Consider the following 26,991-nt stretch of genomic DNA (forward strand, 5'->3'; position numbering starts at 1 on the left):
AGATGGACAGTTACCAAGAAAAAATTAATTTATTACAAGAAATGATTGCTTTTGCTTTAATCGATGGAGAATTGCACGATCGTGAGTATGATTTCTTGGAAATGGTAGCTATGGAATTAGAAATTGAAAAATCAGTTTTTCATAAATTATTTCAAACTAGAGGAGAAGTAGCCGTGATTAAAGATGAATTCAATCGTGTTTGTCAATTTTATCGTTTGGCTTTATTAATGCATTGTGATGGTGTTTTGCACGAAGCGGAACAAATTAAAATAAACGAAATCGGCATTAACATGGGATTGAATCCGTATGCCATGAAACGTGTATTAAATATAATGAAAAACTCCCCAAACCGAATGATCGAGGGAGATGTTTTGTTAGCTGTTTTTACGGAACAGCATAATTAAATAAAGATTATTTTAATCCCTTTTTTTAATTGTGTGTAATGCTAAAATTACCTTGTGAAATTGTCATTGTTTGAGAATTTCCTGTTGCAGTAAAATTAAAAGTTCCAACAATTGTATTTCCTATATGTGAGGTTATGTTTATTGTTCCACCGTTTGTGGTATAGTCAATATTGGAATTATTGTTAAATCCAGCATCATAATTATTTCCGTCAATAGTATGTGATCCTACAGTTGCATTTTTAGGAATCATTATTGAATAAACTCCAAAATCTGCCCCCAAGTTTGTATTATTACCATAAATTACAATTTTATTAGCTTCATTAACTTGCTGAATCATCAAAAATAAATTATCACTACTATCAGCATCCATGTTGAAAACATTACCATTATTTAGTTTTAATGAAATATTTCCATTACTAAATAATTGTTGGCTTACAATTGAAATATTATTAAAGGAGCCATTAGTTAGAGTCATTTGGGTTGGTGTATCAAATCCTATTAATGTTCCGCTAAAAGTTCCAGAAATTGTTCCGTTACTACTATTATAAGAACTTATCGTAATTGTGAATGTTCCACCTGTTTCATCTGAACTATAAGAATCATCCATTGTATTGTAACTTAAATTTCCTTCGGCGTCAAATCCACTAAAGGTATAAGTACCTGTTGCTAAATTTTGTAATGGAATGTTAATGGCTAATGTGCTTGAATTTGAGGCTGTTCCTAAAATTTGAAGTACACTTCCATTAAGTCCATTAAAATTTACTGTTTGAACTGCAGCAATTGCAATATTTGAGCGCCAATTTTGACCATCAATTGTTGCTGTTATTGAACCTGAAGTTGCAGAGCTGTCATCTGAAGAGTCATCTGAACATGAAGTTAATATTGCAAGACATGCAATAAGAGAAATAATTTTTTTCATTTTTTTATTTGTGATTTTTTATCGTATAAAAGTAAAATATTAAGATTTATCTTGCAAATTTAGTTTTTTAAGCTCCAAACTCAGTTTCATTAGCTTTAATGTAATCTACAATTAAACTAACGATATCTTCACCTTCTTCACTAAAGAATTGTTCGTCTAAGTCTTCCCAAGCACCAATTAAAGTTTCGTCTGCTTTTTTGATGAAGTTTCTTCTGATTTCCACATCAGTTGAATAGGTTTTTGCAGGAAACAAGCTCCAGGCTTTTGATATTAATTCCGCAGTAGTAAAAGCTTTGATTTCTTTATACGCTATAATTATGTCTTCTACAAAATCTCCAGCTTCTGAAGTGAAGAAAAACGAAAATCCGCCTTCCCCCATAGCCCCTTCAAAAATATCTACATAAACGAATACTTTTTCACCATCGGTTAATGCTGAAAAATCATCGGTTTCTTCTTTCTTTTCCCAAATCATCTCACCAATTGCTTCGATGATTTTGATTTCGTCTTCTAATTTTAGAATGTTTTTGATTTTAGTCATTCGTTTTGTTTAAATTAATTTATACAATATCTATTTTTTGATTCAAAATTTACTTTAATAAGAGACGCTTGACAGCGTGACAAACTGATAAGATAATATCTCCCAACTTTCAACTTCCATCTTCCAACTTACAACTTCTCTTGTAATGCTTGAATTTCATCTCTGAATTTGGCTGCTTGCATGAAATCTAATTCTTTTGCCGCTTTTTCCATCATTTTTCGTAAGTCGCGAATTTTCTTTTCGATTTCAGGTTTGCTCAGATATTGGCTTTCGGGTTCGGCAGCTTTTAAAATTTTCTCTTCGTAATAGTGTGTCGAAACCGAATTGCCACTTAAAGCGTTATTCAGACTCTTATTTAACGCCTTTGGTTGTAAATTATTTTCGGTATTGTAGCGTATTTGTTTTTCTCTTCTATAATTAGTTTCATCAATCGTTTTTTGCATCGAAGCCGTAATTTTATCCGCATACATAATGGCTTTTCCATTTACGTTTCGAGCAGCACGACCCACTGTTTGTGTTAGTGAACGATGACTTCTTAAGAAACCTTCTTTATCGGCATCTAAAATGGCTACTAATGAAACTTCTGGTAAGTCTAATCCTTCACGAAGTAAGTTCACACCAATCAACACATCAAACAATCCTTTTCGCAAATCTTGCATGATTTCCACCCGTTCCAATGTATCAACATCGGAATGAATATAGCGACAACGAATGGCAACTTTGGTTAGATATTTCGTTAATTCTTCCGCCATTCTTTTGGTAAGTGTGGTAACCAGAACACGTTCGTCTGCTTCACATCTTACTTGAATTTCCTCAATTAAATCATCAATTTGGTTGGCACTTGGTCGAATTTCGATAATAGGATCCAACAAACCGGTTGGGCGAATCACTTGCTCTACATAAATTCCTTCCGATTTTTGTAATTCGTAATCTGCAGGAGTTGCCGAAACATAAACGACCTGATTTTGAAGCGCTTCAAATTCTTCAAATTTCAACGGACGATTGTCCATAGCTGCTGGTAATCGGAAACCGTATTCTACTAAATTTTCTTTACGACTTCTATCGCCACCATACATGGCATGTACTTGGGAAATCGTAACGTGACTTTCATCGACCACCATCAAATAGTCATCAGGAAAATAATCAAGTAAACAGAAAGGACGAGTTCCAGGTTCCCGACCATCTAAATAACGCGAATAATTTTCGATTCCTGAGCAATAGCCAAGTTCTCGAATCATCTCTAAGTCAAAATTGGTGCGTTCTTCTAATCGTTTAGCTTCTAAATGTTTCCCAATTTCTTTGAAATAATCCACTTGTTTTACTAAATCTTGTTGGATAGCCCAAATCGCATTTTGTAATACATCAGGCGAAGTCACGAACATATTGGCTGGATATATCGTTAGTTTTTCATAACGTTCTATCACTTGAGCTGTTTTAGCATCAAAAGCTTCAATTTCTTCAATTTCATCTCCAAAAAAGTGAATTCGGAACGGTTCATCTCCATAACTTGGGAAAATTTCTACGATATCGCCTTTGATTCTAAAATTTCCAGGTGCAAAATCCGCTTCTGTTCTCGAATATAAACTTTGTACGAGTTGATGTAATAATTTGGTACGCGAAATCTGTTGATTAACTTCTAGATTAATCACATTTTTCTGAAACTCAACGGGATTTCCAATACCATACAAACAGGAAACAGAAGAAATTACAATTATATCTCTTCGACCCGAAAGTAGTGCAGAAGTAGTACTTAAACGCAGTTTTTCTAGCTCGTCATTAATAGACAAATCTTTCTCAATATAAGTTCCTGTAACGGGAATAAAAGCTTCGGGTTGGTAGTAGTCGTAATACGAAACAAAGTACTGTACCGAGTTATTAGGGAAAAACTGCTTGAATTCCGAATATAATTGAGCAGCCAAGGTTTTGTTATGCGCTAAAACTAATGTAGGTTTTTGTACTTCTTGTACTACATTAGCGATCGTAAAAGTCTTTCCAGAACCCGTAACTCCTAACAAGGTTTGGTATTTTTCACCATTAAAAATGCCTTTTGAAAGTTTTTCAATAGCTTGAGGTTGGTCACCCGTAGGTTTATAATCGGAAACAACTTGAAATTTCATTAAAGCAAGAAAAATTTATGACTTTTTTAATGATGCAAAGTTAAGCTAAGATTTGTTCATAAAAGAATAAATTATATATTTGTTATAAGTGTTTCCCAAAGCGCTCCAAAAAACTAACCTACATGAAAGCTAAACATCTATTACTTTTATTAGTATTTGTTACTAATTTATCTGTTTCTCAAACCTATGTTCCACAATATGGAAATATTGTCAATCAGGTATCTCAAACTAATATTACTACTTCTTTAACAGAGTTCGAAGCTTTAGGAGTCAAAAGGCGAGGAACTGTTGCTCTTGAAAACACCTATAATTGGTTACGTAATAAATATTTAAGTTTTGGATATTTACCAGGTCAACTGCAAGAAGATACCTTTACAAATGCAGGTTATACTTGTAAGAATTTAATTATAACAAAAGTAGGTACTGTTTACCCTAATACATATGTTATTGTTTGTGGACATTACGATTCTATAACGGGAACGGGAACAAATGACAACGGAAGTGGAGTAGCCACTATATTAGAAGTTGCTCGTTTATTACAAAATATTCCAACAGAATATTCTATTAAATTTATCAATTTTAGTGGTGAAGAAGATGGTTTATTGGGAAGCCAACATTATGTAAATACAATTGTAAATGGTACAACACCCAAAATGGATATTAAATTAGTTTTTAATATTGATGAAGTGGGTGGTGTAGCAGGAATGACAAACAATTCCATTACGTGTGAGCGCGACACAGGTAATCCAAGTACGAATAATGCAGCTTCAACTACGATTACCAATCAATTAATTGCATGTGTTGGTTTGTATTCGCCATTAACAGGTGTTTTATCTTATGCGTATGCCTCTGATTATATGCCGTTTGAAGATAATAATGAAGTTATTACTGGTTTTTTCGAGACAAATGAATCTACTCATCCACATTCTACTTCAGATTTGTTAGTAAATATGGATCCAATTTATAATTTCAATGTAGCAAAAGCGGCAACAGGAGCGGTACTTCATTTTGCTGTGGCATCTACAACGCTTGGGGCTAATTCGTTTGATAATGATTTAGAGATGAGTTTCTTCCCAAATCCAACAAAAGAAATTTTGCATATTAACTTTGGAAAATTAACGAATCAAAAAAGTGATGTTAAGATTGTGGATATAAATGGAAAGTTAGTTTATACGGCTACAATTGAAAATCCTTCAGTTATTGAAAAATTTAATCTTCCTAAATTATCAAAAGGGATGTATTTGGTAAAGGTTACTTCTGGAAATAATCAGGTGAGTAAGAAAATAATAATCGAATAAATTTAATCCCAACATTCCATAAGGAGTAAATCGCCTTCAACATGTTCGATGGAAACAATTCCATCTTGTGTAACATGATTGCTGCTTCCTGTTCGATATCCTATAGTTAATTCTTCATTATTTAGAGGATAAAACAGATTTTTAGTGGTAATTCCAGTTACTTTTCCAATAGGAATTAGAGAAAGCGTAGTGTTAGCCGGATACCATTTTTCATACTTATTTTGAAGTAAAAAAACTTTTGAATGATCGTCTAGAATTACAATTTTTAATTGGTTTCTGTAGGCTACTATATTGGTGATATTGGTAATGGTATGATCGGCACGTTTTCCGGTTGCCCAAATTACGTTTACTGCTTTATGACCTTTTTCAATCAAATAATCAAAGGCTTTTTCTAAATCAGTTTTATCTTGATTTGGTGTATGAACAATTTCAAGAGGATACTGTTTTTGTAGGTAATATTCCGGATTGAAATCTCTATCAAAATCGCCTAAAAGCACATCAACTTTAATTCCTAATTTTAAAACACGCTCTATAGCCGAATCTAAAACAATCACTAAAGGCGACCATTCTAATAATTGTCCAATAAGTTCTTCACTACAAGAAGCGCCATTAGCAATAATTAAAGCAGGCTCTTGGTCATCGCGAACAATATGATGTGAAGACATTTTGATTAGAATTAAGGATTACGAATGTATTAAAATTATTCAACAATATAACTCACAGTATCAATTTCTGAAAGTCTAAAAAATCCTAATGCGAAATTATTAAAATTAGTTTGATTTACAATATTACCTCTAACTGTAGCAGGTGGTGTTTGAAAAGGACTTCCGCCATTAGTACCAGCAATTCCAAGTAAAATATTCATGTAATTGTAATAGGTTTGAGAAATACCATTTAATTGAAGTTGTATAGAATCTCCAGCATTAAGGTCATTTGCTAAATATGCAAACATTTGATTTCCCTGAAAAAACTCATCATCAATTACGTCAATTATGGGTAAAAGAGCATTTGAAGCGTTGAAATTAATTAAATAATAATTGTCAATCAAACCATTATCTTGATAAAAGAATTTTACTTCTATTTGATTGCCAGTAATACCTCCATTTTCGTTTTGTTCAATAGAATCAATTGTTGGAACTTCAATTAATGATTCTGTAGCAGTATAGACTTGGCTATCATGAATTACAGTTAGCGTGTAAGTTTGACGTATTTCAGGATTAAAATTAGTACAAACGTAATTTCCAGTTCCAGGGGTTTCTATAAAATCGTATTGAATTCCATTTCCGTCAATAATAAAAACAGTTGCGCCACTAACTGTTGGAATAGTGGAAGAATAGAAATCAGTTGTAGTAGTTAATTTTATGGTTTGTTCGTTCCCAGCAGTTCCCTTTTGCCATTTAATTGAAGCGTCAATTACTAATCTTGGTGGAGCAGTATCTAAGTCTATTTCAACAACATCTTCACAACTTAAAAAAGAAAATGAAGTTGTAAAAAGTAGTACAATTAACGAAAGTATTTTAACTGTTTTTGCCATAATTAAAACTTAAAATTATAGGTTACGCTTGGTACAATACCAAAAATTGATAAACGAACGGCTTCATTATTTCCTGAATCTTGATTTTGTCTAAAGCTAATTGAAGCGGCATTTTTTCGGCTATAAACATTATAAATTCCAAAAACCCATTCTCCATACCAATTTCGGTTTTTGTTTTTTTCTGGAATTAAGGTAGCTGAAATATCCAAACGATGGTAGGTTGGTAATCGATTTTCATTTCTTATTCCGTATGTTGGAACAGTTATGCCTTGATATTGGTATTGTCCGTTAGGATAAGTAACGGGTTGCCCGCTTTGTAAAGAGAAAATGCTACTAAAACTCAATTTTTCATTTAGTTTGTACATTCCAGTTACTGAAATATTGTGTAATTTATCCCAACCCGTTTTGTACCATTCTCCATTGTTAATACCTGTTTCTGTTGCATTTCTTCCTGGAGTTCTTTGTTCTGAGCGCGATAAAGTATAAGACAACCAACCATTTAATCTACCATTATTTTTTCTGGCAAGAATTTCTAAACCATAAGCTCTGGCTTCACCATTTAAAACCACTTGTTCAATATCATCATTTGCAATTAAATCGGCCCCATCAATATAATCCAATCTGTTTTTTAGTTTTTTATAAAAGGTTTCTACCTCAAGTGAATACGCATCGTCTTTAAAATTTTTAAAATAACCAAAAGCAACTTGATCAAGAATTTGAGGTTTTAAGAAATCATCACTAGGCGCCCAAACATCAAGAGGAGTTGGTGATTGTGTATTCGAAATTAAATGCAAATATTGTGTCATACGATTGTAACTTGCTTTTACAGAGCTATTTTCGTTAATGCTATACGCTAGTGAAAATCGAGGTTCTAAATTTCCAAATTGGCTAATCATTTCATTTTTACCATAATATTTGGATCCAATAGGAGTAGCTTTTTCGTAAATATTAAAATCTGCGTTGTAAACAACAGCTTGATTGTTAGCGTATTCATTAATTTCTTCATTTCCAAGACGATAAAAATGACTATAACGAAGTCCGTAATTGATACTTAGCTTTTCAGAAATTTGTTGTTCTACATCAAAATAAACCGAAGGTTCAAAAGCGTATTTTTTGGCTAATTGATCAGGATTAATACCAGAAGAAGCATCAGTAGGTTCAATTTTACCTGGATTAAAGTCGTGATAAATTGCATTGACGCCATAAAATAATTTGGTTTTATCCGAAAGATAATGTTTGAAATCGTATTTTAAATTGTAATTTTTTATTCCACTATCCCAGTTGAAACCAATAAAATCAAGTGTTAATCCATAATAGTAATCACTGTAAATTAAAGAAAGATTGGAAAAAAGTTTATTGGAAAACAAATGGTTCCATCTTAAATTAAAAACAGAATTTCCATATGTATTTACAAAACTTTCATTTAAACTAAAAACATCTCTACCAAAGTATCCTGATACAAATAAATTATTGTTGTCATTAAGTTTATAACTTAATTTCGTATTCAAGTCATAAAAATAAGCAGAGTTTTTATTGTCCGTAAGCTTTAAAAATAAATGCGCATAAGAACTTCTTCCAGCAAATAAGAATGAACCTCTATTTTTGATGATTGGTCCTTCGGCAAGTAATCTACTAGAAATGATTCCTATTCCTCCGTTCATATGAAAATCTGAACTGTTTCCATCTTTTTGGTAAATCTCTAAAACAGAAGCTACGCGACCTCCAAATCGAGAAGGAATTCCACCTTTAAATAATTTAATATCTTTAATCGCATCGGTGTTAAATACCGAAAAGAAACCAAATAAGTGAGACGTATTATAAATTGTTGCCTCATCAAGTAACACTAAATTTTGATCCGCAGCACCACCTCGAACATTGAAACCTGATTGTCCTTCACCAGCATTAGTAACGCCAGGTAAGGTTAAAATAGATTTGATTAAATCGGTTTCACCCAAGATTGCAGGCATTTGCTTAATCGTGTTAATGGAGAGTTTGTTAACACTCATTTCGGGTTTTTTTACATTATTTCTGTAAATATTTTTAGTAATTACTACTTCTTTGAGTTCCTGTTTGCTTTCTGATAAACTAAAGTTTCGTTTTGTATTTTCAGTCAATGTTATTTTTTCTAAAATGGTTTCAAAACCAATATAACTTATTTGGATTTCATAGCTGCCTTTTGGTAATGTTAAAGAGTAAAACCCGTATTCATTTGTATAAGCCCCGATATTTAATTCTTTGATATAAACAGAAACACCAATTAAAGTTTCATTGTTATTACTATCTGAAATGGTACCACTCAAGGTTACTTTTTCTTGACTAAAAACAAAAGTTGTAAAAAACAGTAGTATCCAATATTTTTTTAATTCAAGCATTTTTCGGTATAAATTTTGTAATACAAATTTCACGAAAAAAAAGGGCAATAATTTAAAACAAATGTTAATTTGTAATCAAAAATCAATTATTGTTTTAATTTTACATTTTTACAAGTGCCAGTCAATGAAATTCAAACTATTTATACTTTTTTTTCTATGTCAATTTGCGTCAGTTTTGGCTCAAAAGGAAAATCCTTTTAAAAAATCTATTAAATTGAAGATAGATTGGGATGAGCCTGCAAAAGACGATACACAATCTAATACACTGACTTTGCCGTTTAAAAGTATTTTTGATAAAAACGATGATTATTTAAAACGATTTTCAATTTTAAATAAACCAAAATCTAAAGTAAGTGTTCTGGTAGTTAAATCAGATTTTAAAAATCCAGGTGATGCCATAAAAGATAGATTGAATAAAGAAACACAACAGGGAAGTTGGGACGATGTGTTTTTTGGAAAATTCAAAGTAACTACTCCAGTAATTAAAATTATGACAAGGGATCATATGGATCCTGATGGTGATAAGGTGAAGATTCTATTAAACAATATAGTAGTTTATACGGTTATTTTATTAGAAACAGAATTTAAAACCAGTTATATTGAATTAAGAGAAGGAGAGAATACTATTGATATTGTAGCTTTGAATCAGGGATTAGCAGGACCTAACACTGCAACTTTTGCGCTTTATGATGGTGAAGGAAATTTGATTACATCCAACGATTGGAATTTGAATACAGGTGTGGCTGCAAAATTTACAATAGAATATATTAAACCTATAGAAAAGAAATAAAAACGGCGACCATTGGTCGCCGTTTTTATTTTAGAATATAATGTTTAGCTTAATTGAGCTAAGATTGTATTTAAAGTTGCACTTGGACGCATTGCATTCTCCGTTAATTCAAAACTTGGATGATAGTAACCACCAATTTTTTGTTCTTTACCTTGAGCTGCGATTAATTCTGCATCGATTTTTGCTTCATTTGCAGTCATTGCTTCTGCTATAGGAGCGAAAGTTGCTTTTAATTCCTCATCTTTAGTTTGGTTTGCCAAAGCTTGTGCCCAATAATATGCTAAATAAAAATGCGATCCTCTGTTGTCAATTCCACCTACTTTTCTTGCTGGAGATTTATCTTCTGCTAAGAATTTTGCATTCGCTTCGTCTAAAGTATCTGCTAAAACTTGTGCTTTTGCATTGTTTTGCGTTTGTGCTAAATGCTCTAAAGAAGCTTGTAATGCTAAGAATTCTCCTAAAGAATCCCAACGTAAATAGCCTTCTTCAATAAATTGTTCCACGTGTTTAGGAGCAGAACCACCGGCACCTGTTTCAAACAATCCGCCGCCATTCATTAAAGGAACGATTGATAACATTTTTGCCGAAGTTCCTAATTCTAAAATTGGGAATAAGTCGGTTAAGTAATCACGTAATACATTTCCAGAAACTGAAATTACGTCTTTTCCTTGACGGATGATTCGTAATGTTTCTTTCATAGCATCTTTAACATCCATAATACGAATGTCTAATCCTGTTGTATCGTAATCTTTTAAGTATTTTTCAACTTTTTTGATGATTTCTCTATCGTGAGCTCTGTCTTTATCTAACCAGAAAATAGCTGGAGTATCTGATAATCTTGCTCTATTAACGGCTAATTTAACCCAATCTTGAATAGGAGCATCTTTCGTTTGACACATTCTGAAAATGTCACCTGCTTCTACTTTTTGCGATAATAAAACAGTTCCATTTTCATCTTCCACGTTTACAACGCCATTTTCTTTTACTTGGAATGTTTTGTCATGCGAACCATATTCTTCTGCTTTTTGAGCCATTAACCCAACGTTTGGGACTGAACCTATTGTTTTTGGATCTAAAGCACCATTTTGTTTCATTTCTTCAACGCAAGCAGCATAGAAACCGGCGTAAGAACGATCTGGAATAATAGCAATAGTGTCTTCTTCTTTTCCTTCTGCATTCCACATTTTACCTCCACTACGTGCCAAAGCAGCCATAGAAGCATCTACGATAATATCAGATGAAACGTGGAAGTTAGTAATTCCTTTGTCGGAATTTACCATAGCTACTCTTGGTCCATTAGCTAACGCATCAGTAATGGCTTGTTTGATTTCTGCTTCTTGAGAGATTCCAGCAATTTTATTGTATAAATCTTGTAAGCCGTTATTTGGATTGATATCTAATGATTTAAATAAATCAGCATATTTTGTGTAAACATCAGCAAAGAACGTTTCAACGATAGCTCCAAAAATAATTGGATCCGAAACTTTCATCATGGTTGCTTTTAAATGTGCTGAAAGCATTACGTTTTTCGCTTTAGCATCAGCAATAGTAGCTTTAGCGAATTCTTTTAATGCATTTAAGTTCATTACAGAACTATCAATTACTTCACCTGCTTTTAAATTAGCGAAATCTTTTAAAACTGTAGTTGCTCCATTATCAGAATTGAAAACGATTCTGAATTTTCCATCTTTTTCAACGGTAGTAGAGTTTTCAGTTCCGTAGAAATCACCTGAATTCATGTGTGCTACTTCGGTTTTGCTATCTGGAGCCCATGTTCCCATTCTGTGAGGATTTGCCTTAGCGTAGTTTTTAACTGCTTTTGGAGCTCTTCTGTCAGAGTTTCCTTCACGTAAAACTGGATTTACAGCCGAACCCAAAACTTTAGCATATTTAGTTTTAATTTCTTTTTCAGTATCGTTTTGTGGTTCTTCTGGATAGTTAGGAATGTTAAATCCTTGCGATTGTAATTCAGCAATTGCTTCTTTTAACTGAATTACTGAAGCAGAAATATTAGGTAATTTAATAATGTTTGCTTCTGGAGTATTAGCTAATTGTCCTAATTCAGAAAGGGCATCACCAATTTTTTGGTCTTCTTTTAAAAATTCTGGAAAGTTAGCTAAAATTCTTCCTGCTAATGAAATATCTCTTGTTTCGATAGCAATATTTGCAGGTTTTGTAAAAGCTTTTACAATAGGTAAAAACGAATGCGTTGCCAACATTGGCGCTTCATCCGTAATGGTATACATTATTTTAGACTGGTTAGACATGAATGTTATGTGTTTGTTTTGAATATAATTTGTAAAATCTGCCAAATATAGGAAATTTGAGAGAAATAATGGAGTGATTTTGCTTAAATCTTGAATAAAATTCAATAAAAAAAGCCGCAACAATGTTGCGGCTCTTATGCTTGAGAAAGTACAAATTAGTTTTTGTATCTTCTTTCTTTAATTTTAGCTTTTTTACCAGTAAGATCTCTAAAGTAGAAGATACGAGCTCTACGTACTTTACCTCTTTGGTTAACTTCAATTTTTTGTAATGCTGGTAAGTTAATTGGGAAGATACGCTCTACACCAACTGAACCTGACATTTTTCTGATTGTGAAAGTTTCAGTAGATCCAGCACCTCTTCTTTGGATTACAACTCCTTTGAAGAACTGAGTTCTAGTTTTTTCACCCTCTTTAATTTCGTAGTAAACAGTGATTGTGTCTCCAGCTCCAAACTCTGGAAAATCTTTTTTTGTAACAAATTCGTTATTAACGAAATCAACTAAATTTGACATAGTTATAATTATAAAAGTTTGATTCAAAGCAACATACACGTCTATCGCCAGAGGTTGGTTCAAAGTGGGTGCAAATTTACAAAATTATTTTATTAATACAACTTTTTTCTCAGTTTTTAGATTCGGTTTTCGGCATTATTTTTTAAATTAAATAGTGATTGCCAATTGAGACTGAAAACTGCGACTAATTCTCCAGCAAATCAGGGCGTCTGTTTTTGGTATGTTCATATGCCATTTCTTCGCGCCATTTTTCAATTTTTCCGAAATTTCCGCTTAGCAATACTTCAGGAACTTTTAATCCTTTGTATTCGGCAGGTCTTGTGTAGATAGGAGGCGATAACAAATTGTCTTGAAAACTATCGGTTAAAGCCGAAGTTTCATCACTTAAAACACCTGGAATTAATCGGATAATTGCATCACAAAAAACAATTGCACCTATTTCACCACCACTCAAAACGTAGTCTCCTATTGATATTTCTCGTGTAATGTGCATATCACGAACACGTTGGTCAACACCTTTATAATGTCCGCACAAAATCATGATGTTTTCGTACATCGAAATGGAATTTGCCATTTTTTGATTTAGGGTTTCCCCATCTGGTGTCATGTAGATGATCTCGTCGTAGGTTCTTTCGCTTTTTAGTTTCGAAATACAATCATCGATAGGTTGCACCATCATTACCATACCAGCACCACCACCAAACTGATAATCGTCTACACTTCTTTGTTTATTTGTAGTGTAATCTCTTAAGTTGTGAAAATGGACTTCGACCAAACCTTTTTGAATGGCACGTTTCATGATGGAAGCCTCAAACGGACTTCGCATTAATTCGGGTAAAACGGTAATAATATCAATTCGCATGCTGCAAAGATAATAGATTATTTTTTAGTTGCCGAAAGCGAATACACCATGGGGATTTTATTTCCCAAATGCTTGATTCGGAATTTTTTTTCCGAACCTTCGGAATCAAATTCTTCAGTTTGATTGAAGCAATTGTAAGGCGAATAATCGAATTCGTTAAAACAATTAATCTCTAATCCGTTTGAAATCAATGCATTTAAAACTTCTGAAATCGGATGATTCCATGTGATAGTAGTAGTTTGAAGTGCAGCTTCTTTATCCGCATAAGTTCCAGCTTCTTCTTCTAAAATGGGTTCAACATTGAAATAGTTATAATAAACTTCTTTAAAATCATTATCGAACATCCAAACTACTGGGTGAAATTCGGCAAAGACAAATTTTCCATTTGGTTTTAAGAAATGTGAAACAATTTTTGCCCATTTATCCAAATCAGGAAACCAACCAATTGTCCCATAACTAGTAAAGACAATATCAAATTTTTCGTCTAAATGATTCGGTAAATCATAAATATCACAACAAATAAAAGTTGCATCTAAACCTATCTCCTCATTGATTTCTCTCGCTTTTTCAATGGCTTTGTCGGATAAATCGATTCCAGTAGCTTTCGCACCCATTCTGGCTAATGTCATGGTATCTTGACCAAAATGACATTGTAAATGCAAAACTTTTTTACCTGAAACATCGCAAAGTAAATCCAATTCAATCGAATTTAAAGACGATTTTCCTTTTAGAAAACCTTCCATGTCATAGAAATCCGAGTTTACGTGAAATTCTACTTTATTATTCCAAGTTTGTTTGTTTATATTTAGGTAATCATTTGCTTTCATTCGAATTGGTGTTTGTTTATCAAAACTACCGATAATTTTTGTAATTTTGCACTTTCAAATTTAAAAACAAAAGCATGAAAAACGGAATATACGCTAAATTCAATACTTCAAGAGGTACTATTTTAGTAAAATTAACACACGATTTAACACCAGGAACGGTTGGAAATTTCGTAGGATTAGCCGAAGGTCAATTAGAAAATTCAGCTCGTCCAATGGGAAAACCTTATTACGACGGATTAAAATTTCACCGTGTAATTCCTGATTTTATGATACAAGGTGGATGTCCACAAGGGCAAGGAACGGGTGGTCCTGGTTACAACTTTGATGATGAGTTTCACCCAACGTTACGTCACGATGGACCTGGAGTTTTATCGATGGCTAATGCTGGACCTGGAACTAATGGTTCTCAATTCTTCATCACTCATGTTGAAACAGCTTGGTTAGACGGAAAACACACTGTTTTTGGTCACGTTGTAGAAGGTCAAAATGTGGTAGATGCTATTGCGCAAGGCGATACCATTGATTCGTTAGAAATTGTAAGAGTAGGAGAAGAAGCACAAAAATGGAATGCTATTGAAGCGTTCAGAACATTTGAAGGTTCAAGAGAAAAAAGAATGGCTGAGCAAAAAAGATTAGCAGAGGAAGCTTTAGAAAAATTAGCTGCTGGTTTCCAAAAAACGGAAAGCGGTTTACGTTACCAAATTATCCAAAAAGGAAGCGGTAAACAAGCTGAAAAAGGGAAGCAAGTATCTGTTCACTATCAAGGAGCATTAGAAAACGGACAAGTTTTTGATTCTTCATACAAAAGAAAACAACCTATTGACTTCACTTTAGGCATTGGTCAAGTAATCGAAGGTTGGGATGAAGGTATTGCTCTTTTAAAAGTAGGAGATAAAGCTCGTTTTGTGATTCCTTCTTATTTAGGATACGGTTCTAGAGGTGCTGGAGGAGTTATTCCACCAGATGCAACTTTGGTTTTTGACGTGGAATTAATGGATGTAAAATAAGAAGCAATACTTCTCAATAAATTAAGAAAATAGAATCCTGAAGCTAATGTTTCAGGATTTTTTTTATTTTTACCAAAAACCAATAAACATGAAAATAAAATCATTGGCATTTGCTTTTATACTTATATTGACTTTAGCTTGTTCTCCAAAAATAATTCAGCCAGAAGTTATTAAAAGTACTGAAGTTCCTTTCACCCCTATAGTAAATGAAGGTAAATTGATTTATGAAAAGAATTGTGCAAACTGCCATGGTTTTTATAACCCAACCGATTTTAATGCAGAACAATGGAAACCTATTTTGTTAAGCATGCAGAAAAATGCCAATATTTCTGACGAAGAAAGAGAAAAGATTTTTGACTATTTGACAAAATAATTTTGAAACGGATGTTGGATTAATTTCTTTGGTATTGTTTTTGTAATTTTACCAACAAATTCATGTTATGAAAACCAAATTATCTTTTTTCTTTCTTCTTTTCTCAATGTTTTCTTTTGCTCAAGTACCACATTGTGGTTTTGATTTTACGTCGTATTTGGTTGTAAAAGCCCATGAAGAAGGAAAATCAGATAATATTCCCGATTTAAAGATTTTTATTGTAAACGAAAAAGGAGAAGAAATTATTAATGAAAATAATAAATACAGTTGGAAATATGGGAATCAACCTTTGGAGTTTACTAGAAATTATTTGATTAGTAAACCAAACGAACCTGAGAAATGGTTTTTTCCTTATGCTGGAGATACCTACTTACTTTCAGTAACCAATACCTTTCCTGCAGAAGAATTTTACATTAAAATTAAAGATGCTAAAGGAAGATACAAAGAGCAATTAGTCCAATTACAAGCGTTTAATATGTACATTTTATGTTCGAGTGAAAACGAACGCCAAGCCAGATCTTTCGGACCGAGAACTAACAATCCTATTGAGGTGGTTTTAGAAAAGAAGTAATAGATTATGGCAAATTCAGCAGAAGTAAAATTTCAAAACCATTTCAAGCTCAATGTTTTATTCAAAGATTACATCCTTTTTGAAAATTTGTTACTTGAGAATAATATAGACTTCTATCATAATAGTAATGAAAACTCAGATATTAGTGATGGAACTTTATTCTTTTTGTTAGATAAAGACAGAGTTATTATTGATAAACTTCTTATTGATAATGAAATTATAGCAAGTACTGAAACCATTTTAATGTCAGATTATCGAGAAGAAAGAAAAGTTCAAAAACTTCATTTATCAGTTTACTTAATAATAATCTTAATTTTAGTTATTATTATCTTATCTGGAGATTTAGTTTAACAATTATTGTTTCTTTACTTTAAAAAATTTAATTTTTTATTTGATGAATAAATATCTCAAATTTTTCTTTAGTTTCTGCATTATAAATAGTTACCAAAAGATTTCGGTCAATGAAAATATTGAAAATATTTTCTTCTACATGTAGCGTTGGTTCAAATTTATTTTCACTTTGATAAAAATTTCGACTTTTGAATTTTGTAAATTCAATTGTTGAATCATTTTTGAAAGCTAATGATTTTATATTTTTTATTTTTATTCCAAATAATGAATGAAAAGCGGTTATGGCTTTATTTTCTATAATTATTGATTTTTTTAGAAGTAAAAAGAATAGAAAAATTAGATTTATAAAAGTTAAAATTATGAATAATTTTAGATTGAATTTCTCAAAAAAAGTGAATCCAAAATTTATACCTATTGAAACCATAAAAAGAATTATAAGATTTAATTTTCTATAATAATCCCAAGAACTTTCTAGATTTATTTTCATAAAAAGAAGTTACATAATTAGAATAACTGAAAACTGACCACTGACCACTGGGTACTTTATCACTTCCATTTAATATTACACCCAATACTTGGCTTTTGTTCTGGATTAATTAAACGATTCATAAGCACACCATCAATTGCACTTCGTAAATCGGAACCACTTAACGGGATGCCATTGGCTGGTCGGCTATCGTCTAATTGTCCTCTGTAAACCAATTTATTTTGATTGTCGAAGAGATAAAAATCAGGAGTACAAGCAGCATCATAGGCTTTGGCTATTTCTTGTGTTTCATCATATAAATATGGAAATTCGAAATTGTTTTTAAAAGCAAATTCAGTCATTAATTCTGGGGCATCTTGCGGATATTTCACAATATCGTTACTCGAAATAGCAGCAAAACCAATCCCTTGCACACGATAATCATTAGCAATACGAGTAATTTCTTCCATGACATGATGCACAAACGGACAATGATTGCAAATAAACATTACAACCGTTCCTTTTTCGCCTTTGCAATCAGCAAACGTTTTAAAATCGGTAGCATTAGTATCTCTCAAATTAAAATCAGGAGCAAATGTGCCTAATGGTAACATGTTAGAAGGAGTTTGAGCCATTTTAAAATTAGAATTTAGAGGTTAGAATTTAGAAGTTTTAATCTATTTACTTTCGACTTTTTACTTTTAACTTTCATTGATTATACGCACCAAATCTTTTATTGTTACAAAATGCGTCAATACTTTTTTTTGGAAAGGCATTTTCTTACTTTTGCATAACAACACAACACACTATGTATAAAATCTTCATTCGTCCGTTACTTTTCTGTTTCGATCCAGAAAAAGTGCATTATTTTACTTTTTCATTCATTCGTTTTCTGAATAAAATTCCAGGTTTTTCTAGTTTATTTCAATCGCTTTACGAAGTAAAAGATGCTCGTTTAGAGCGAGAAGTTTTCGGAATTAAATTCAAGAATCCAGTTGGATTAGCGGCAGGATTTGATAAAGATGCGAAGTTATATCAAGAGTTATCGAATTTTGGTTTCGGATTTATTGAAATTGGAACGTTGACTCCGGTTGGACAAGAAGGAAATCCAAAAAAACGTTTGTTTCGCTTAAAAGAAGACAATGCGATTATCAATCGAATGGGTTTCAATAATGGAGGTGTAAAAGAAGCCGTTGAACGTTTGAAAAAGAATAAAGGCGTTTTAATAGGAGGAAACATTGGGAAAAATAAAGTTACGCCAAACGAAGAAGCGGTAAAAGATTACGAAATCTGTTTTGAAGCTTTGTTTCCGTATGTTGATTATTTTGTGGTGAATGTGAGTTCGCCAAACACACCCAATCTACGTGAATTACAAGATAAAAAACCTTTGACCGACTTGCTGCAAACCCTTCAAGATAAAAACAACGCAAAACCAAAACAAAAACCAATTTTACTAAAAATCGCTCCCGATTTAACCGATGAACAACTTTTAGATATTATTGATATCGTCAACGAAACCAAAATCGCAGGTGTAATTGCTACGAATACTACGATTTCTCGCGAAGGTTTACAATCTGAAAATAAATCAGAAATGGGTGGTTTGTCTGGAAAACCATTAACCAAACGTTCAACAGAAGTGATTCGTTTTCTTTCGGAAAAAAGCAATAAGTCGTTTCCAATCATTGGAGTAGGAGGTATTCACACAGCAGAAGATGCGATTGAAAAGCTAAATGCTGGAGCAAGTTTGGTGCAACTTTATACGGGATTTATTTACGAAGGTCCGGCTTTAGTAAAAGCAATCAATAAAAAGATTTTGGAAAACAGTTAAAATTTCTATCTTTGAAGCTATGAACGAAATCAAAATTATCGAGTGTCCGCGCGATGCCATGCAAGGCATTAAACCGTTTATTCCTATCGAAAAAAAGGTAAAATACATTCAATCGTTATTGCGTGTAGGCTTTGATACTATTGATTTTGGAAGTTTTGTTTCGCCAAAAGCGATTCCGCAAATGCAAGATACGGTTGAGGTATTAGCACAATTAGATTTGTCAGCAACGAACAGCAAATTGTTAGCGATTATTGCCAATACACAAGGCGCTCAAAATGCTTCGGTTCACAAAGAAATTCAATATTTAGGATTTCCATTTTCGATTTCGGAAAACTTTCAAATGCGAAATACGCACAAAACAATTGCGGAAAGTTTGGTTACGCTACAAGAGATTTTAGAAATCGCTGATAAATCAAATAAGGAAGTGGTTACCTATATTTCAATGGGGTTTGGAAATCCGTATGGAGATCCATGGAATGTTGAAATTGTTGGCGAATGGACCGAAAAATTAGCGAATATGGGTGTGAAAATCCTATCGCTTTCGGATACCGTTGGAAGTTCCACTCCTGAAGTTATTGATTATTTGTTTTCCAATTTGATTCCGAAATATCCAAACATTGAATTTGGTGCGCATCTTCACACTACGCCAGGCAAATGGTTTGAAAAAATTGATGCGGCTTACAATGCAGGTTGTCGTCGTTATGATGGCGCGATTCAAGGTTTTGGTGGTTGTCCTATGGCAAAAGATGATTTAACAGGAAACATGCCTACGGAGAAATTGTTGTCGTATTTCACTACCAAAAGAGAAAATACGAATACGAGTCCAATGAGTTTTGAAAGTGCTTATAACGAAGCGACAAAATTATTTGGCGAGTTTCATTAATCTGTTTTTCTTCGTTTAAACGCTTTGTAAATTTCGACCCAAAGTACCGAAATACTTCCCACTACAACACATAATCCTATTTGGGAACTACTTACCATTTCAAACAAGAAGAAGTTCGAAAATGCAGGAATAAACAGTATTAATCCAGTTAATAATATAGTGATTCCTATAATCAATCCTACCAAATTATTTTTGTACTGAATCGTTTTGAAAATCGAATAATAAAACGAACGATTTGCCAATGTTAATACAATGTTTGATGTGATTAACGTTAAGAAAATTAAGGTTCTAGTGCCGTTTTCGGACATGTTTTCTCCTATAGCATATTGATAAATAAATAGCAATCCTAACGTTATGACTAATCCTTGAATAATGCTTATCAATACTTCTTTGAAATTAAAGAAAGTGGTTGTTAGTGGTCTTGGTTTTTGTAACATGAGATTGTCTTCCATAGGTTCGTTTTCGTAGATTATGGAGCAAGTTGGACCCATAATGATTTCTAAAAAAATAATATGAACTGGCGTGAAAATATTCGGATACATCCAACCCAAAGACAACGGAATAAATACAATTAAGATAATTGGAATATGAATCGAAATAATGTATTGAATCGCTTTTTTAAGGTTGAGGTATATTTTTCTTCCCATAGCAATGGCATCCGTCATTCGTTCGAAATTGTCGTCTACAAGAATTAAATTCGCAGCTTGTTTCGCAATTTCGGTTCCCTTTTTACCCATTGCAATTCCAATATGAGCTGACTTCAATGCGGGTCCGTCGTTTACACCATCACCCGTCATGGCTACGATTTGGTTATTTGCTTTTAAAGCTTTGATGATTCTTAGTTTTGCTTCTGGAAACATTCTGGTGAAAATAGCCGTTTCCATTACTTTCTCTTTTAAAGTAGCTTCATCCATTGCCATTAATTCGTCGCCATTCAATACTTTATCAGCGTTTTTAAACCCGACTTGTTTTGCGATGGTAGAAGTTGTTTCAGCATTATCACCTGTTACAATTTTTACTTGAATTCCCGCTTTGTAAAACGTTTCAAAAACGGCTTGAATATTGTGTTTTGGTGGATCATAAAAAGCAACCAAACCTTTAAATTTGAATTTTAATGCTTGTTGGCTTTCAGGATAATCCGTTCCTGAAAAGTCAGAAACTCCAACGCCTAAAACGCGAAAACCTTTTTGCGTCATGGCTTTCATCGCCTCAAAAATCTGATTTTTTTCAGCTTCACTTAAGCGACTAACCGCTATTAATGCTTCTGGTGCGCCTTTAGCTGCAATAATGCGTTGTCCTGTATTATTTTCAAAAACATGCGTCATCATAGGCGGTTTTCCACTTAACGGATATTCGTGAACCATTTTAAAATGAGGTCGTTTGTCTTCACTTTCAAAATTAGAATAGGCTTCATGAATCGCAATTTCCATGGCATCAAACGGAATGGGTTCACTCGACCACATGGCGTAATTTATGATTTCTTCGGCTTCAGGATTTAGTTTTTGTGTAGTTGCTACTATCGAATTGGATTTAAAAAGATACAATTCGGCTAAACTCATTCGGTTTTCGGTAATCGTTCCGGTTTTATCGGTGCAAATTACGGTTGCGCTTCCAAGGGTTTCTACTGTTTTGGTTTGTTTGGTAATGATTCCCATTTTCATCAATCGCCAAGCACCTAAAGCCATAAATGTAGTAAATGCAACCGGAATTTCCTCTGGAATAACGCTCATTGCAAGTGTTAATGCTTTCAATAAACTATCTAATACCATTCTCGAGTTGTAGTAATTAATTGCCCAAACAATTGCAAAAATGACCAAACCTATAATCGACATTTTGGTGACGAAATTCCCGATTTGAATTTGTAAAGGCGTTTTCTCTTCTTCAATATCATTCAAACTCGAACCAATTTTTCCTAGTTGTGTTTTATTTCCGATAGCAGTTACTTCACAAATCGCCAAACCAGAAGCTACAATTGTACCTTGAAAAACTTGTTTGTTTTCGGATTCATTAGATTTAAATACGGCTAAAGATTCACCCGTTAAAATAGATTCGTTAACCGAAAAATCGTTGGAGGAAAGAATAATTCCGTCAGCAGGAATGAAAGCGCCTTCTTCTAATTGAACACAATCACTTATAACAATTTCCTCTGTTGGAATTTCAATTAATTGACTGTTTCTAATGACTTTGCATTTCGGTTGAGTTAGTTTTTTTAAAGCTTCAATCGCATTACGACTTCTAGATTCTTGAAAAACGGATATGGCAACAACTGATATTATGGCAAATGTCATGAAGATTCCATCAGCGTAATCTCCAGTTATGAAATAAATACTGGTCGCTGTTAGCAATAAAAGAAACATAGGTTCTTTTACAATGTCTAAGATTGAATTCAGAAAATGGTTTTTATCCTGATGGTTAATAGTATTGGTTCCGAATTTTTTTGAGGATTCTAAAACTTCCAAATCAGATAGTCCTGTACTGTATTTTGTAGAATCGTTCATTGCTATTGGAAATTTATTAGCCAATTTACATAATTTATTCTTAAAAAATCTAGATTATTCGTCAATTTTTTACTATATTTGCACGCAATTTAACAACAACTACAAATTGCACCATGAAAGCACACACAACTAAAATCGTTGGCGAAGGTCTTACTTACGACGATGTTTTGCTTATTCCAAATTATTCAGAAATTTTACCACGCGAAGTTAGTATTCAATCGAAGTTTTCGAGAAATATTACGTTGAATGTTCCTATCGTTTCTGCAGCTATGGATACGGTTACCGAAAGCTCTATGGCAATTGCTATGGCACAAGAAGGAGGAATCGGTGTTTTGCATAAAAACATGACGATTGAGCAACAAGCAGCTAAAGTGAAGAAAGTAAAACGTGCGGAAAGCGGTATGATTATCGATCCAGTAACGTTGCCTTTAACAGCTACGGTTGGTGATGCTAAAATGGCAATGAAAGAATTTAGTATTGGCGGAATTCCAGTAGTAGATGAAAACGGAACGTTAAAAGGAATTGTTACCAATAGAGATTTACGTTTCGAAAAAGTAAATTCACGTTCTATTTTAGAAGTAATGACTTCTGAAAATTTAGTAACGGCTGCTCAAGGAACTACTTTGCAAGAAGCAGAGGGAATTTTACAAGAAAATAAAATTGAGAAATTACCTGTTGTTGATAACAATAATAAATTAGTTGGATTAATTACATTTAGAGATATTACTAAGCTTACTCAGAAGCCAATTGCTAATAAAGATAAATTTGGTCGTTTACGTGTAGCTGCGGCTTTAGGAGTTACAGCTGATGCAGTAGATAGAGCAACAGCATTAGTAAACGCTGGAGTTGATGCAGTTATCATCGATACCGCTCACGGACATACGAAAGGTGTGGTTGATGTATTAAAAGCTGTAAAAGCGAAATTCCCAGAATTAGATGTAGTAGTAGGTAATATTGCTACTCCAGAAGCAGCATTATATTTAGCTCAAAACGGAGCTGATGCAGTTAAAGTTGGAATTGGACCAGGTTCTATTTGTACAACGAGAGTTGTAGCTGGAGTTGGATTTCCTCAATTTTCAGCGGTTTTAGAAGTCGCTGCGGCATTAAGAGGTTCTGGAGTTCCGGTTATTGCTGATGGTGGAATTCGTTATACAGGAGATATTCCTAAAGCGATTGCGGCAGGAGCTGATTGTGTGATGTTAGGTTCACTTTTAGCAGGAACAAAAGAATCGCCAGGAGAAACGATAATTTTTGAAGGAAGAAAATTCAAATCGTACCGTGGAATGGGTTCTGTTGAGGCAATGCAAGAAGGTTCTAAAGACCGTTATTTCCAAGATGTAGAAGACGATGTGAAGAAATTAGTTCCAGAAGGAATTGTAGGTCGTGTACCTTACAAAGGAGAATTAAACGAAAGTATGCAACAATTCATCGGAGGTTTAAGAGCTGGAATGGGTTATTGTGGTGCAAAAGATATTCCAACCTTACAAGAAAACGGTCGTTTTATAAGAATTACAGCAAGTGGAATTGGCGAAAGTCACCCACACAATGTAACAATTACAAAAGAAGCTCCGAATTATTCGAGATAGTTTTGGTGTTTATAAAATATAAACCTGACAGGTTTCAAAAACCTGTCAGGTTTTTTTGTGCATCAAATAGAACACGAATTTCACGAATTAGCACTAATTGATTGGTATAAATTCGTGAAATTTGTGTTTGATTACTTAGCTCCAAACAATTGCACGGCATAAATTTTCTTGTTTTCCCAATCGATGCTAAAACCGATTTCGGTGTAGAAATATTTATGTTCTATCATGTTTTTGTAATGATTGGGTGATTTCTTCCACAGATTGAACATTTTTAAAGCTAAAGCGTCTAAATCAGTTTCTGAATAAATTTGGTCTTTAATACCGGTGAATAATAAGTTTTCACCCACCAAAACAAACGAATTTCCGCCATAAAAATACACGCGCTCTTTTGGACTTTGCTTTTTGGAATCAGTTTGTTCGTGAGATAAAGTTTGAGCTTTTGCGATGTATTTGGCATGATCATCCGCAGCTTTTTTGAGAAAACTATCTAAGCCTAGTACTTTTCTATCATTGCCTGCTCGTTCTTCATTTATTAATTTGTGTACTTTAATTTTTAGTTTCTCTACATCAATTTTGTTTTGATTTTGACTGAAACCCAATGAAGTAACAAGAATTAATACTAATGTAATATAGGTTTTCATGTTAGTTGGATATTTTTTAATAACTCGTTTATTTACATATTATTACATTTTTTGCAAAAATCAGATTTAATTTGTTCGTTTCTTAAAAGATTAAAATTTTCTTTTTGCCATTCACACCATTCTTTTTTGTTTAATTGATAAACCTTATTTAAAACTTGTTGATTTGTTTTTGCATTATTTTCTTCAAAGAATAAAGCAGCTGTTTGTGCTAATAATAAAGCTTCTTCTTTTGAAAATGAGGGTTTATTCATTTCGCTTTTGAGCAAGGCAATACTATAGCTATAAACACTCCAATGATTAACAAATAAAGCTAAATTCATTCTATCTTCTTTCGTTTTTATATTCGATTTAAAACTCAAATAAACTCTATCGAAATATTCATTTATGTTTTTGTAATCATTGATATGATTGCTGTAATAAAGTAAAATATAATCGAAATTTGATTGAAGTTTTTTATTTTCTTTAAACGTTATGAATTTATTTTCTACTGAAACAGGTTTAATAACATTAGTTAGTTTAGAAAAATTTATATCCCATTTTTCAAGCAATTCACTATTGATTCTAGAATAAAGGATTAATAAATTTAATTGGGCATTTTTTGGTAAAGAGTCAAATTTTTCCAGCCAAATTTTCAAAAATTGAGTTGTTTTAAAATAATCTTGGTTAAAATTTTTGCAAATTACTGCCGTTGCATTTTGAACTAATTTAGGATTTGTTTTTATTTCATTAAAAACCATTTCATCAAAAATACATGAACTAAACTCTAAAGAATATATTTTCGAAAGTGCCAAATTAGCCTTTTTATAGTCCTTATCAAAAATTGCTGTTTTAAGATTTAAGTCATAAAATAATTCTGAATTTTGTGCTTTTAACAATGAATCTTTATCGATTTCTCCATAATAATTGACAACTAATTTAGACACTCTTTGTTCATTTAGATATGTTTCAAAATCTTTGTTTTTTAGATTAATGTATTTTCTAATTTCATTTTTTGGTTTACTTGCTAAATATTCCATATTTTCCATTGCTAATTGGATATAGCATTTTTCCCAATTTTCTTCTGCTACAATTATCGAAGGTTTTATTTTGATTCCCAATGAATCTTTGGCAAATTTTTGTATTGCAGCCGCTCTATCATTATGTAGTTTTTTATTTGATATTTCATTTCCTTCAACCGAACTATAACTATATATTTGAGTAGAATGTACTTTATGGTGTAATTTATAGTAACTTTCATTATTTGATTTCACTTTGTTTTTGTCAAATTCAAATAAAATTTCTTCAGTATATATGATTCCTTTGTTACTCAAACTTGCATCATTTGTTAGTTCAATGATTGGATCTAATGGAAATAAATCAATGGTTTTTGATTTTATTTGTAAAGGCACAACATATTCGCAAGCACAATTATCAAAAATCAAAATTACATTTGCTACAATTTCTTTTCCGATAAGATGACTTGGAACTTTTCCAACGTTAGTGATTAACTTGTATTTGTTTTGAGCTGTGTTGTTTTTTAATAATTCTTCTCTATAAATGGGTTCTGACATAACGCCATCATAAATTGGAGAAATGTCAAAAGTGTTTGGTTTGTTGCAGCTCATTTGTTCTTTTTCAACAAAATCAATTGCGATTCCATCTTTTGGATTAGAAAATATTGTTTCAAATTCTTGTTTGTCATGATAATATAAAATGACATTTTCTCCTTCTATTTGTATACTATTTCCAATGTGTAATTTAGTGCCAAAATCAATAGTTTTACATTTTTGATTTTTAACCTTTAAACCAAAAGCATTTTCAGATAGTTGGTTTGGAATTTCTATTCCTTTACGACCAAAAACGTGAGTAGCGTAAATCCTATTTCTTTTTATATCAATAAAAAAACCTAAATCGGCTGCATCAAAATCTTTGTTAATTATGTTTTTGTAATGAGGTGGCGAATTTTTCCACTGATTGAAAATCGTTTGAGCTAATTTATCTAATTCTTTATCGCTATATTTTTCTTGTTTAATAGAAGTAAATAAAATGTTTTCACCAAATCCACTAAACTTTTTTCCACCATAAAAATTAACTCGATCACTTGGATTCTTCTTTTTTACATCTTTTTGTTCATGCGATAAAAAACCTAATTTCTTTAAATATAAACTATGATCTTCAGCAGCTTTAAGAAGAAAAGTATCTTTATCAAATTCTTTTAATTTTAGTGATTTTCTGTGATTGTTTATTAAAATACTCACTTTTGAATTTAACTTTTTAAAGTCGATTTCAACTTCTTTTTGAGAGAAAATTGAAATTGAAAATAGAAAAGATACAAATAGAAAAAATTTACTCATAGATTTTGGTTTGA

Annotated in this window: 25 protein-coding genes; 10 read left to right on the forward strand and 15 right to left on the reverse strand. The window is 32.5% G+C overall.

Features of this window, described 5'->3' with window-relative positions; translation table 11 throughout:
- Positions 1 to 2 precede the first annotated feature (2 nt).
- Positions 3 to 404: a TerB family tellurite resistance protein gene (locus LOS86_RS04950; protein WP_231843518.1), complete on the forward strand. Its 402-nt coding sequence runs from the start codon at positions 3 to 5 to the stop codon at positions 402 to 404.
- Between the two features lie 25 nt (positions 405 to 429).
- On the opposite strand, the gene LOS86_RS04955 is transcribed toward LOS86_RS04950, so the two are convergent.
- The 3 genes from LOS86_RS04955 to uvrB all read right to left on the reverse strand — a co-directional run bounded on the left by LOS86_RS04955 (position 430) and on the right by uvrB (position 3,978).
- Positions 430 to 1,323, reverse strand: a complete 894-nt coding sequence (locus LOS86_RS04955; RefSeq protein WP_231843519.1) for a DUF6252 domain-containing protein — start codon at positions 1,321 to 1,323, stop codon at positions 430 to 432.
- Between the two features lie 67 nt (positions 1,324 to 1,390).
- On the reverse strand, positions 1,391 to 1,861 hold the full coding sequence (locus LOS86_RS04960) for a DMP19 family protein (protein WP_231843520.1): 471 nt from the start codon (positions 1,859 to 1,861) through the stop codon (positions 1,391 to 1,393).
- 128 nt (positions 1,862 to 1,989) lie between these two features.
- On the reverse strand, positions 1,990 to 3,978 hold the full coding sequence (gene uvrB / locus LOS86_RS04965; RefSeq protein WP_231843521.1) for an excinuclease ABC subunit UvrB: 1,989 nt from the start codon (positions 3,976 to 3,978) through the stop codon (positions 1,990 to 1,992).
- Positions 3,979 to 4,100: 122 nt separating this feature from the next.
- Here uvrB and LOS86_RS04970 point away from each other — a divergent pair, with 122 nt between their 5' ends.
- Positions 4,101 to 5,276 carry a M28 family peptidase gene (locus tag LOS86_RS04970; protein ID WP_231843522.1) on the forward strand — a complete coding sequence of 392 codons (1,176 nt, stop codon included), beginning with the start codon at positions 4,101 to 4,103 and terminating at the stop codon, positions 5,274 to 5,276.
- A 2-nt stretch (positions 5,277 to 5,278) separates the two neighbouring features.
- On the opposite strand, the gene LOS86_RS04975 is transcribed toward LOS86_RS04970, so the two are convergent.
- Genes LOS86_RS04975 through LOS86_RS04985 form a run of 3 tightly spaced genes read right to left on the reverse strand, consistent with a single transcriptional unit; the run spans position 5,279 to position 9,182 of the window.
- On the reverse strand, positions 5,279 to 5,941 hold the full coding sequence (locus tag LOS86_RS04975; RefSeq protein WP_231843523.1) for a thiamine diphosphokinase: 663 nt from the start codon (positions 5,939 to 5,941) through the stop codon (positions 5,279 to 5,281).
- A 35-nt stretch (positions 5,942 to 5,976) separates the two neighbouring features.
- The gene (locus LOS86_RS04980) at positions 5,977 to 6,810 is read right to left on the reverse strand and encodes a DUF4249 domain-containing protein (RefSeq protein WP_309508787.1); all 834 of its coding nucleotides are present in this window, start codon (positions 6,808 to 6,810) and stop codon (positions 5,977 to 5,979) included.
- Positions 6,811 to 6,812: 2 nt separating this feature from the next.
- Entirely contained in the window at positions 6,813 to 9,182 is a 2,370-nt protein-coding gene (locus LOS86_RS04985; protein WP_231843524.1) for a TonB-dependent receptor, read from the reverse strand.
- Positions 9,183 to 9,396: 214 nt separating this feature from the next.
- Between LOS86_RS04985 and LOS86_RS04990 the strand changes: the two genes are divergently transcribed.
- Positions 9,397 to 9,972 (forward strand): hypothetical protein, encoded by a 576-nt coding sequence (locus tag LOS86_RS04990; protein ID WP_231843525.1) that lies wholly within the window; start codon positions 9,397 to 9,399, stop codon positions 9,970 to 9,972.
- A 44-nt stretch (positions 9,973 to 10,016) separates the two neighbouring features.
- Here the strand turns inward: LOS86_RS04990 and LOS86_RS04995 are convergent, their stop codons facing one another.
- The 4 genes from LOS86_RS04995 to LOS86_RS05010 form a co-directional block, all read right to left on the reverse strand.
- Positions 10,017 to 12,239, reverse strand: coding sequence for an NADP-dependent isocitrate dehydrogenase (locus tag LOS86_RS04995; protein ID WP_231843913.1), 2,223 nt, complete (start codon positions 12,237 to 12,239; stop codon positions 10,017 to 10,019).
- Positions 12,240 to 12,394: 155 nt separating this feature from the next.
- Positions 12,395 to 12,751 carry a 50S ribosomal protein L19 gene (rplS, locus tag LOS86_RS05000; protein ID WP_231843526.1) on the reverse strand — a complete coding sequence of 119 codons (357 nt, stop codon included), beginning with the start codon at positions 12,749 to 12,751 and terminating at the stop codon, positions 12,395 to 12,397.
- A 184-nt stretch (positions 12,752 to 12,935) separates the two neighbouring features.
- Positions 12,936 to 13,613 (reverse strand): tRNA (guanosine(37)-N1)-methyltransferase TrmD, encoded by a 678-nt coding sequence (trmD, locus tag LOS86_RS05005; RefSeq protein WP_231843527.1) that lies wholly within the window; start codon positions 13,611 to 13,613, stop codon positions 12,936 to 12,938.
- Between the two features lie 17 nt (positions 13,614 to 13,630).
- Positions 13,631 to 14,440 (reverse strand): class I SAM-dependent methyltransferase, encoded by an 810-nt coding sequence (locus tag LOS86_RS05010; RefSeq protein WP_231843528.1) that lies wholly within the window; start codon positions 14,438 to 14,440, stop codon positions 13,631 to 13,633.
- A gap of 74 nt (positions 14,441 to 14,514) precedes the next feature.
- Between LOS86_RS05010 and LOS86_RS05015 the strand changes: the two genes are divergently transcribed.
- The 4 genes from LOS86_RS05015 (at position 14,515) to LOS86_RS05030 (ending at position 16,742) form a co-directional block, all read left to right on the forward strand.
- Positions 14,515 to 15,447: a peptidylprolyl isomerase gene (locus tag LOS86_RS05015; RefSeq protein ID WP_231843529.1), complete on the forward strand. Its 933-nt coding sequence runs from the start codon at positions 14,515 to 14,517 to the stop codon at positions 15,445 to 15,447.
- Positions 15,448 to 15,535: 88 nt separating this feature from the next.
- Positions 15,536 to 15,820, forward strand: a complete 285-nt coding sequence (locus LOS86_RS05020) for a c-type cytochrome (protein ID WP_231843530.1) — start codon at positions 15,536 to 15,538, stop codon at positions 15,818 to 15,820.
- 67 nt (positions 15,821 to 15,887) lie between these two features.
- Positions 15,888 to 16,391 (forward strand): hypothetical protein, encoded by a 504-nt coding sequence (locus LOS86_RS05025; protein WP_231843531.1) that lies wholly within the window; start codon positions 15,888 to 15,890, stop codon positions 16,389 to 16,391.
- 6 nt (positions 16,392 to 16,397) lie between these two features.
- Entirely contained in the window at positions 16,398 to 16,742 is a 345-nt protein-coding gene (locus LOS86_RS05030) for a hypothetical protein (RefSeq protein ID WP_231843532.1), read from the forward strand.
- Positions 16,743 to 16,770: 28 nt separating this feature from the next.
- On the opposite strand, the gene LOS86_RS05035 is transcribed toward LOS86_RS05030, so the two are convergent.
- Together LOS86_RS05035 and LOS86_RS05040 are read right to left on the reverse strand one after the other, a co-directional pair.
- On the reverse strand, positions 16,771 to 17,229 hold the full coding sequence (locus LOS86_RS05035) for a hypothetical protein (RefSeq protein WP_231843533.1): 459 nt from the start codon (positions 17,227 to 17,229) through the stop codon (positions 16,771 to 16,773).
- Positions 17,230 to 17,288: 59 nt separating this feature from the next.
- Positions 17,289 to 17,843: a thioredoxin family protein gene (locus LOS86_RS05040; RefSeq protein ID WP_231843534.1), complete on the reverse strand. Its 555-nt coding sequence runs from the start codon at positions 17,841 to 17,843 to the stop codon at positions 17,289 to 17,291.
- Positions 17,844 to 18,016: 173 nt separating this feature from the next.
- Here LOS86_RS05040 and LOS86_RS05045 point away from each other — a divergent pair, with 173 nt between their 5' ends.
- Together LOS86_RS05045 and LOS86_RS05050 are read left to right on the forward strand one after the other, a co-directional pair.
- Positions 18,017 to 19,036 (forward strand): quinone-dependent dihydroorotate dehydrogenase, encoded by a 1,020-nt coding sequence (locus tag LOS86_RS05045; RefSeq protein ID WP_231843535.1) that lies wholly within the window; start codon positions 18,017 to 18,019, stop codon positions 19,034 to 19,036.
- 19 nt (positions 19,037 to 19,055) lie between these two features.
- Positions 19,056 to 19,919: a hydroxymethylglutaryl-CoA lyase gene (locus LOS86_RS05050; RefSeq protein WP_231843536.1), complete on the forward strand. Its 864-nt coding sequence runs from the start codon at positions 19,056 to 19,058 to the stop codon at positions 19,917 to 19,919.
- Here the strand turns inward: LOS86_RS05050 and LOS86_RS05055 are convergent.
- Positions 19,916 to 22,441 (reverse strand): cation-translocating P-type ATPase, encoded by a 2,526-nt coding sequence (locus tag LOS86_RS05055; protein WP_309508788.1) that lies wholly within the window; start codon positions 22,439 to 22,441, stop codon positions 19,916 to 19,918. The genes LOS86_RS05050 and LOS86_RS05055 overlap by 4 nt on opposite strands.
- Before the next feature lie 89 nt (positions 22,442 to 22,530).
- Here LOS86_RS05055 and guaB point away from each other — a divergent pair, with 89 nt between their 5' ends.
- Positions 22,531 to 24,003 carry an IMP dehydrogenase gene (guaB, locus tag LOS86_RS05060; protein ID WP_231843537.1) on the forward strand — a complete coding sequence of 491 codons (1,473 nt, stop codon included), beginning with the start codon at positions 22,531 to 22,533 and terminating at the stop codon, positions 24,001 to 24,003.
- Positions 24,004 to 24,134: 131 nt separating this feature from the next.
- Here guaB and LOS86_RS05065 read toward each other — a convergent pair whose 3' ends face one another.
- Both LOS86_RS05065 and LOS86_RS05070 read right to left on the reverse strand, forming a co-directional pair.
- Positions 24,135 to 24,644, reverse strand: a complete 510-nt coding sequence (locus LOS86_RS05065; RefSeq protein WP_231843538.1) for a CAP domain-containing protein — start codon at positions 24,642 to 24,644, stop codon at positions 24,135 to 24,137.
- A gap of 32 nt (positions 24,645 to 24,676) precedes the next feature.
- The gene (locus LOS86_RS05070; RefSeq protein WP_231843539.1) at positions 24,677 to 26,977 is read right to left on the reverse strand and encodes a CAP domain-containing protein; all 2,301 of its coding nucleotides are present in this window, start codon (positions 26,975 to 26,977) and stop codon (positions 24,677 to 24,679) included.
- Positions 26,978 to 26,991: the final 14 nt, after the last annotated feature.

It is taken from the genome of Flavobacterium cyclinae (assembly GCF_021172145.1).
Lineage (GTDB): Bacteria > Bacteroidota > Bacteroidia > Flavobacteriales > Flavobacteriaceae > Flavobacterium > Flavobacterium cyclinae.

Coding starts and splice junctions, on each gene's coding strand:
- trmD (WP_231843527.1), bottom strand. CDS start 13,613: ATGCGAATTGATATTATTACCGTTTTACCCGAATTAATGCGAAGTCCG.
- LOS86_RS04995 (WP_231843913.1), bottom strand. CDS start 12,239: ATGTCTAACCAGTCTAAAATAATGTATACCATTACGGATGAAGCGCCA.
- LOS86_RS05015 (WP_231843529.1), top strand. CDS start 14,515: ATGAAAAACGGAATATACGCTAAATTCAATACTTCAAGAGGTACTATT.
- LOS86_RS05035 (WP_231843533.1), bottom strand. CDS start 17,229: ATGAAAATAAATCTAGAAAGTTCTTGGGATTATTATAGAAAATTAAAT.
- LOS86_RS05065 (WP_231843538.1), bottom strand. CDS start 24,644: ATGAAAACCTATATTACATTAGTATTAATTCTTGTTACTTCATTGGGT.
- LOS86_RS05025 (WP_231843531.1), top strand. CDS start 15,888: ATGAAAACCAAATTATCTTTTTTCTTTCTTCTTTTCTCAATGTTTTCT.
- LOS86_RS04960 (WP_231843520.1), bottom strand. CDS start 1,861: ATGACTAAAATCAAAAACATTCTAAAATTAGAAGACGAAATCAAAATC.
- uvrB (WP_231843521.1), bottom strand. CDS start 3,978: ATGAAATTTCAAGTTGTTTCCGATTATAAACCTACGGGTGACCAACCT.
- LOS86_RS04950 (WP_231843518.1), top strand. CDS start 3: ATGGACAGTTACCAAGAAAAAATTAATTTATTACAAGAAATGATTGCT.
- guaB (WP_231843537.1), top strand. CDS start 22,531: ATGAAAGCACACACAACTAAAATCGTTGGCGAAGGTCTTACTTACGAC.
- LOS86_RS05020 (WP_231843530.1), top strand. CDS start 15,536: ATGAAAATAAAATCATTGGCATTTGCTTTTATACTTATATTGACTTTA.
- LOS86_RS04970 (WP_231843522.1), top strand. CDS start 4,101: ATGAAAGCTAAACATCTATTACTTTTATTAGTATTTGTTACTAATTTA.
- LOS86_RS05040 (WP_231843534.1), bottom strand. CDS start 17,843: ATGGCTCAAACTCCTTCTAACATGTTACCATTAGGCACATTTGCTCCT.
- LOS86_RS05070 (WP_231843539.1), bottom strand. CDS start 26,977: ATGAGTAAATTTTTTCTATTTGTATCTTTTCTATTTTCAATTTCAATT.
- LOS86_RS05050 (WP_231843536.1), top strand. CDS start 19,056: ATGAACGAAATCAAAATTATCGAGTGTCCGCGCGATGCCATGCAAGGC.
- LOS86_RS04985 (WP_231843524.1), bottom strand. CDS start 9,182: ATGCTTGAATTAAAAAAATATTGGATACTACTGTTTTTTACAACTTTT.
- LOS86_RS04955 (WP_231843519.1), bottom strand. CDS start 1,323: ATGAAAAAAATTATTTCTCTTATTGCATGTCTTGCAATATTAACTTCA.
- LOS86_RS04980 (WP_309508787.1), bottom strand. CDS start 6,810: ATGGCAAAAACAGTTAAAATACTTTCGTTAATTGTACTACTTTTTACA.
- LOS86_RS05010 (WP_231843528.1), bottom strand. CDS start 14,440: ATGAAAGCAAATGATTACCTAAATATAAACAAACAAACTTGGAATAAT.
- LOS86_RS04975 (WP_231843523.1), bottom strand. CDS start 5,941: ATGTCTTCACATCATATTGTTCGCGATGACCAAGAGCCTGCTTTAATT.
- LOS86_RS05045 (WP_231843535.1), top strand. CDS start 18,017: ATGTATAAAATCTTCATTCGTCCGTTACTTTTCTGTTTCGATCCAGAA.
- LOS86_RS05030 (WP_231843532.1), top strand. CDS start 16,398: ATGGCAAATTCAGCAGAAGTAAAATTTCAAAACCATTTCAAGCTCAAT.
- rplS (WP_231843526.1), bottom strand. CDS start 12,751: ATGTCAAATTTAGTTGATTTCGTTAATAACGAATTTGTTACAAAAAAA.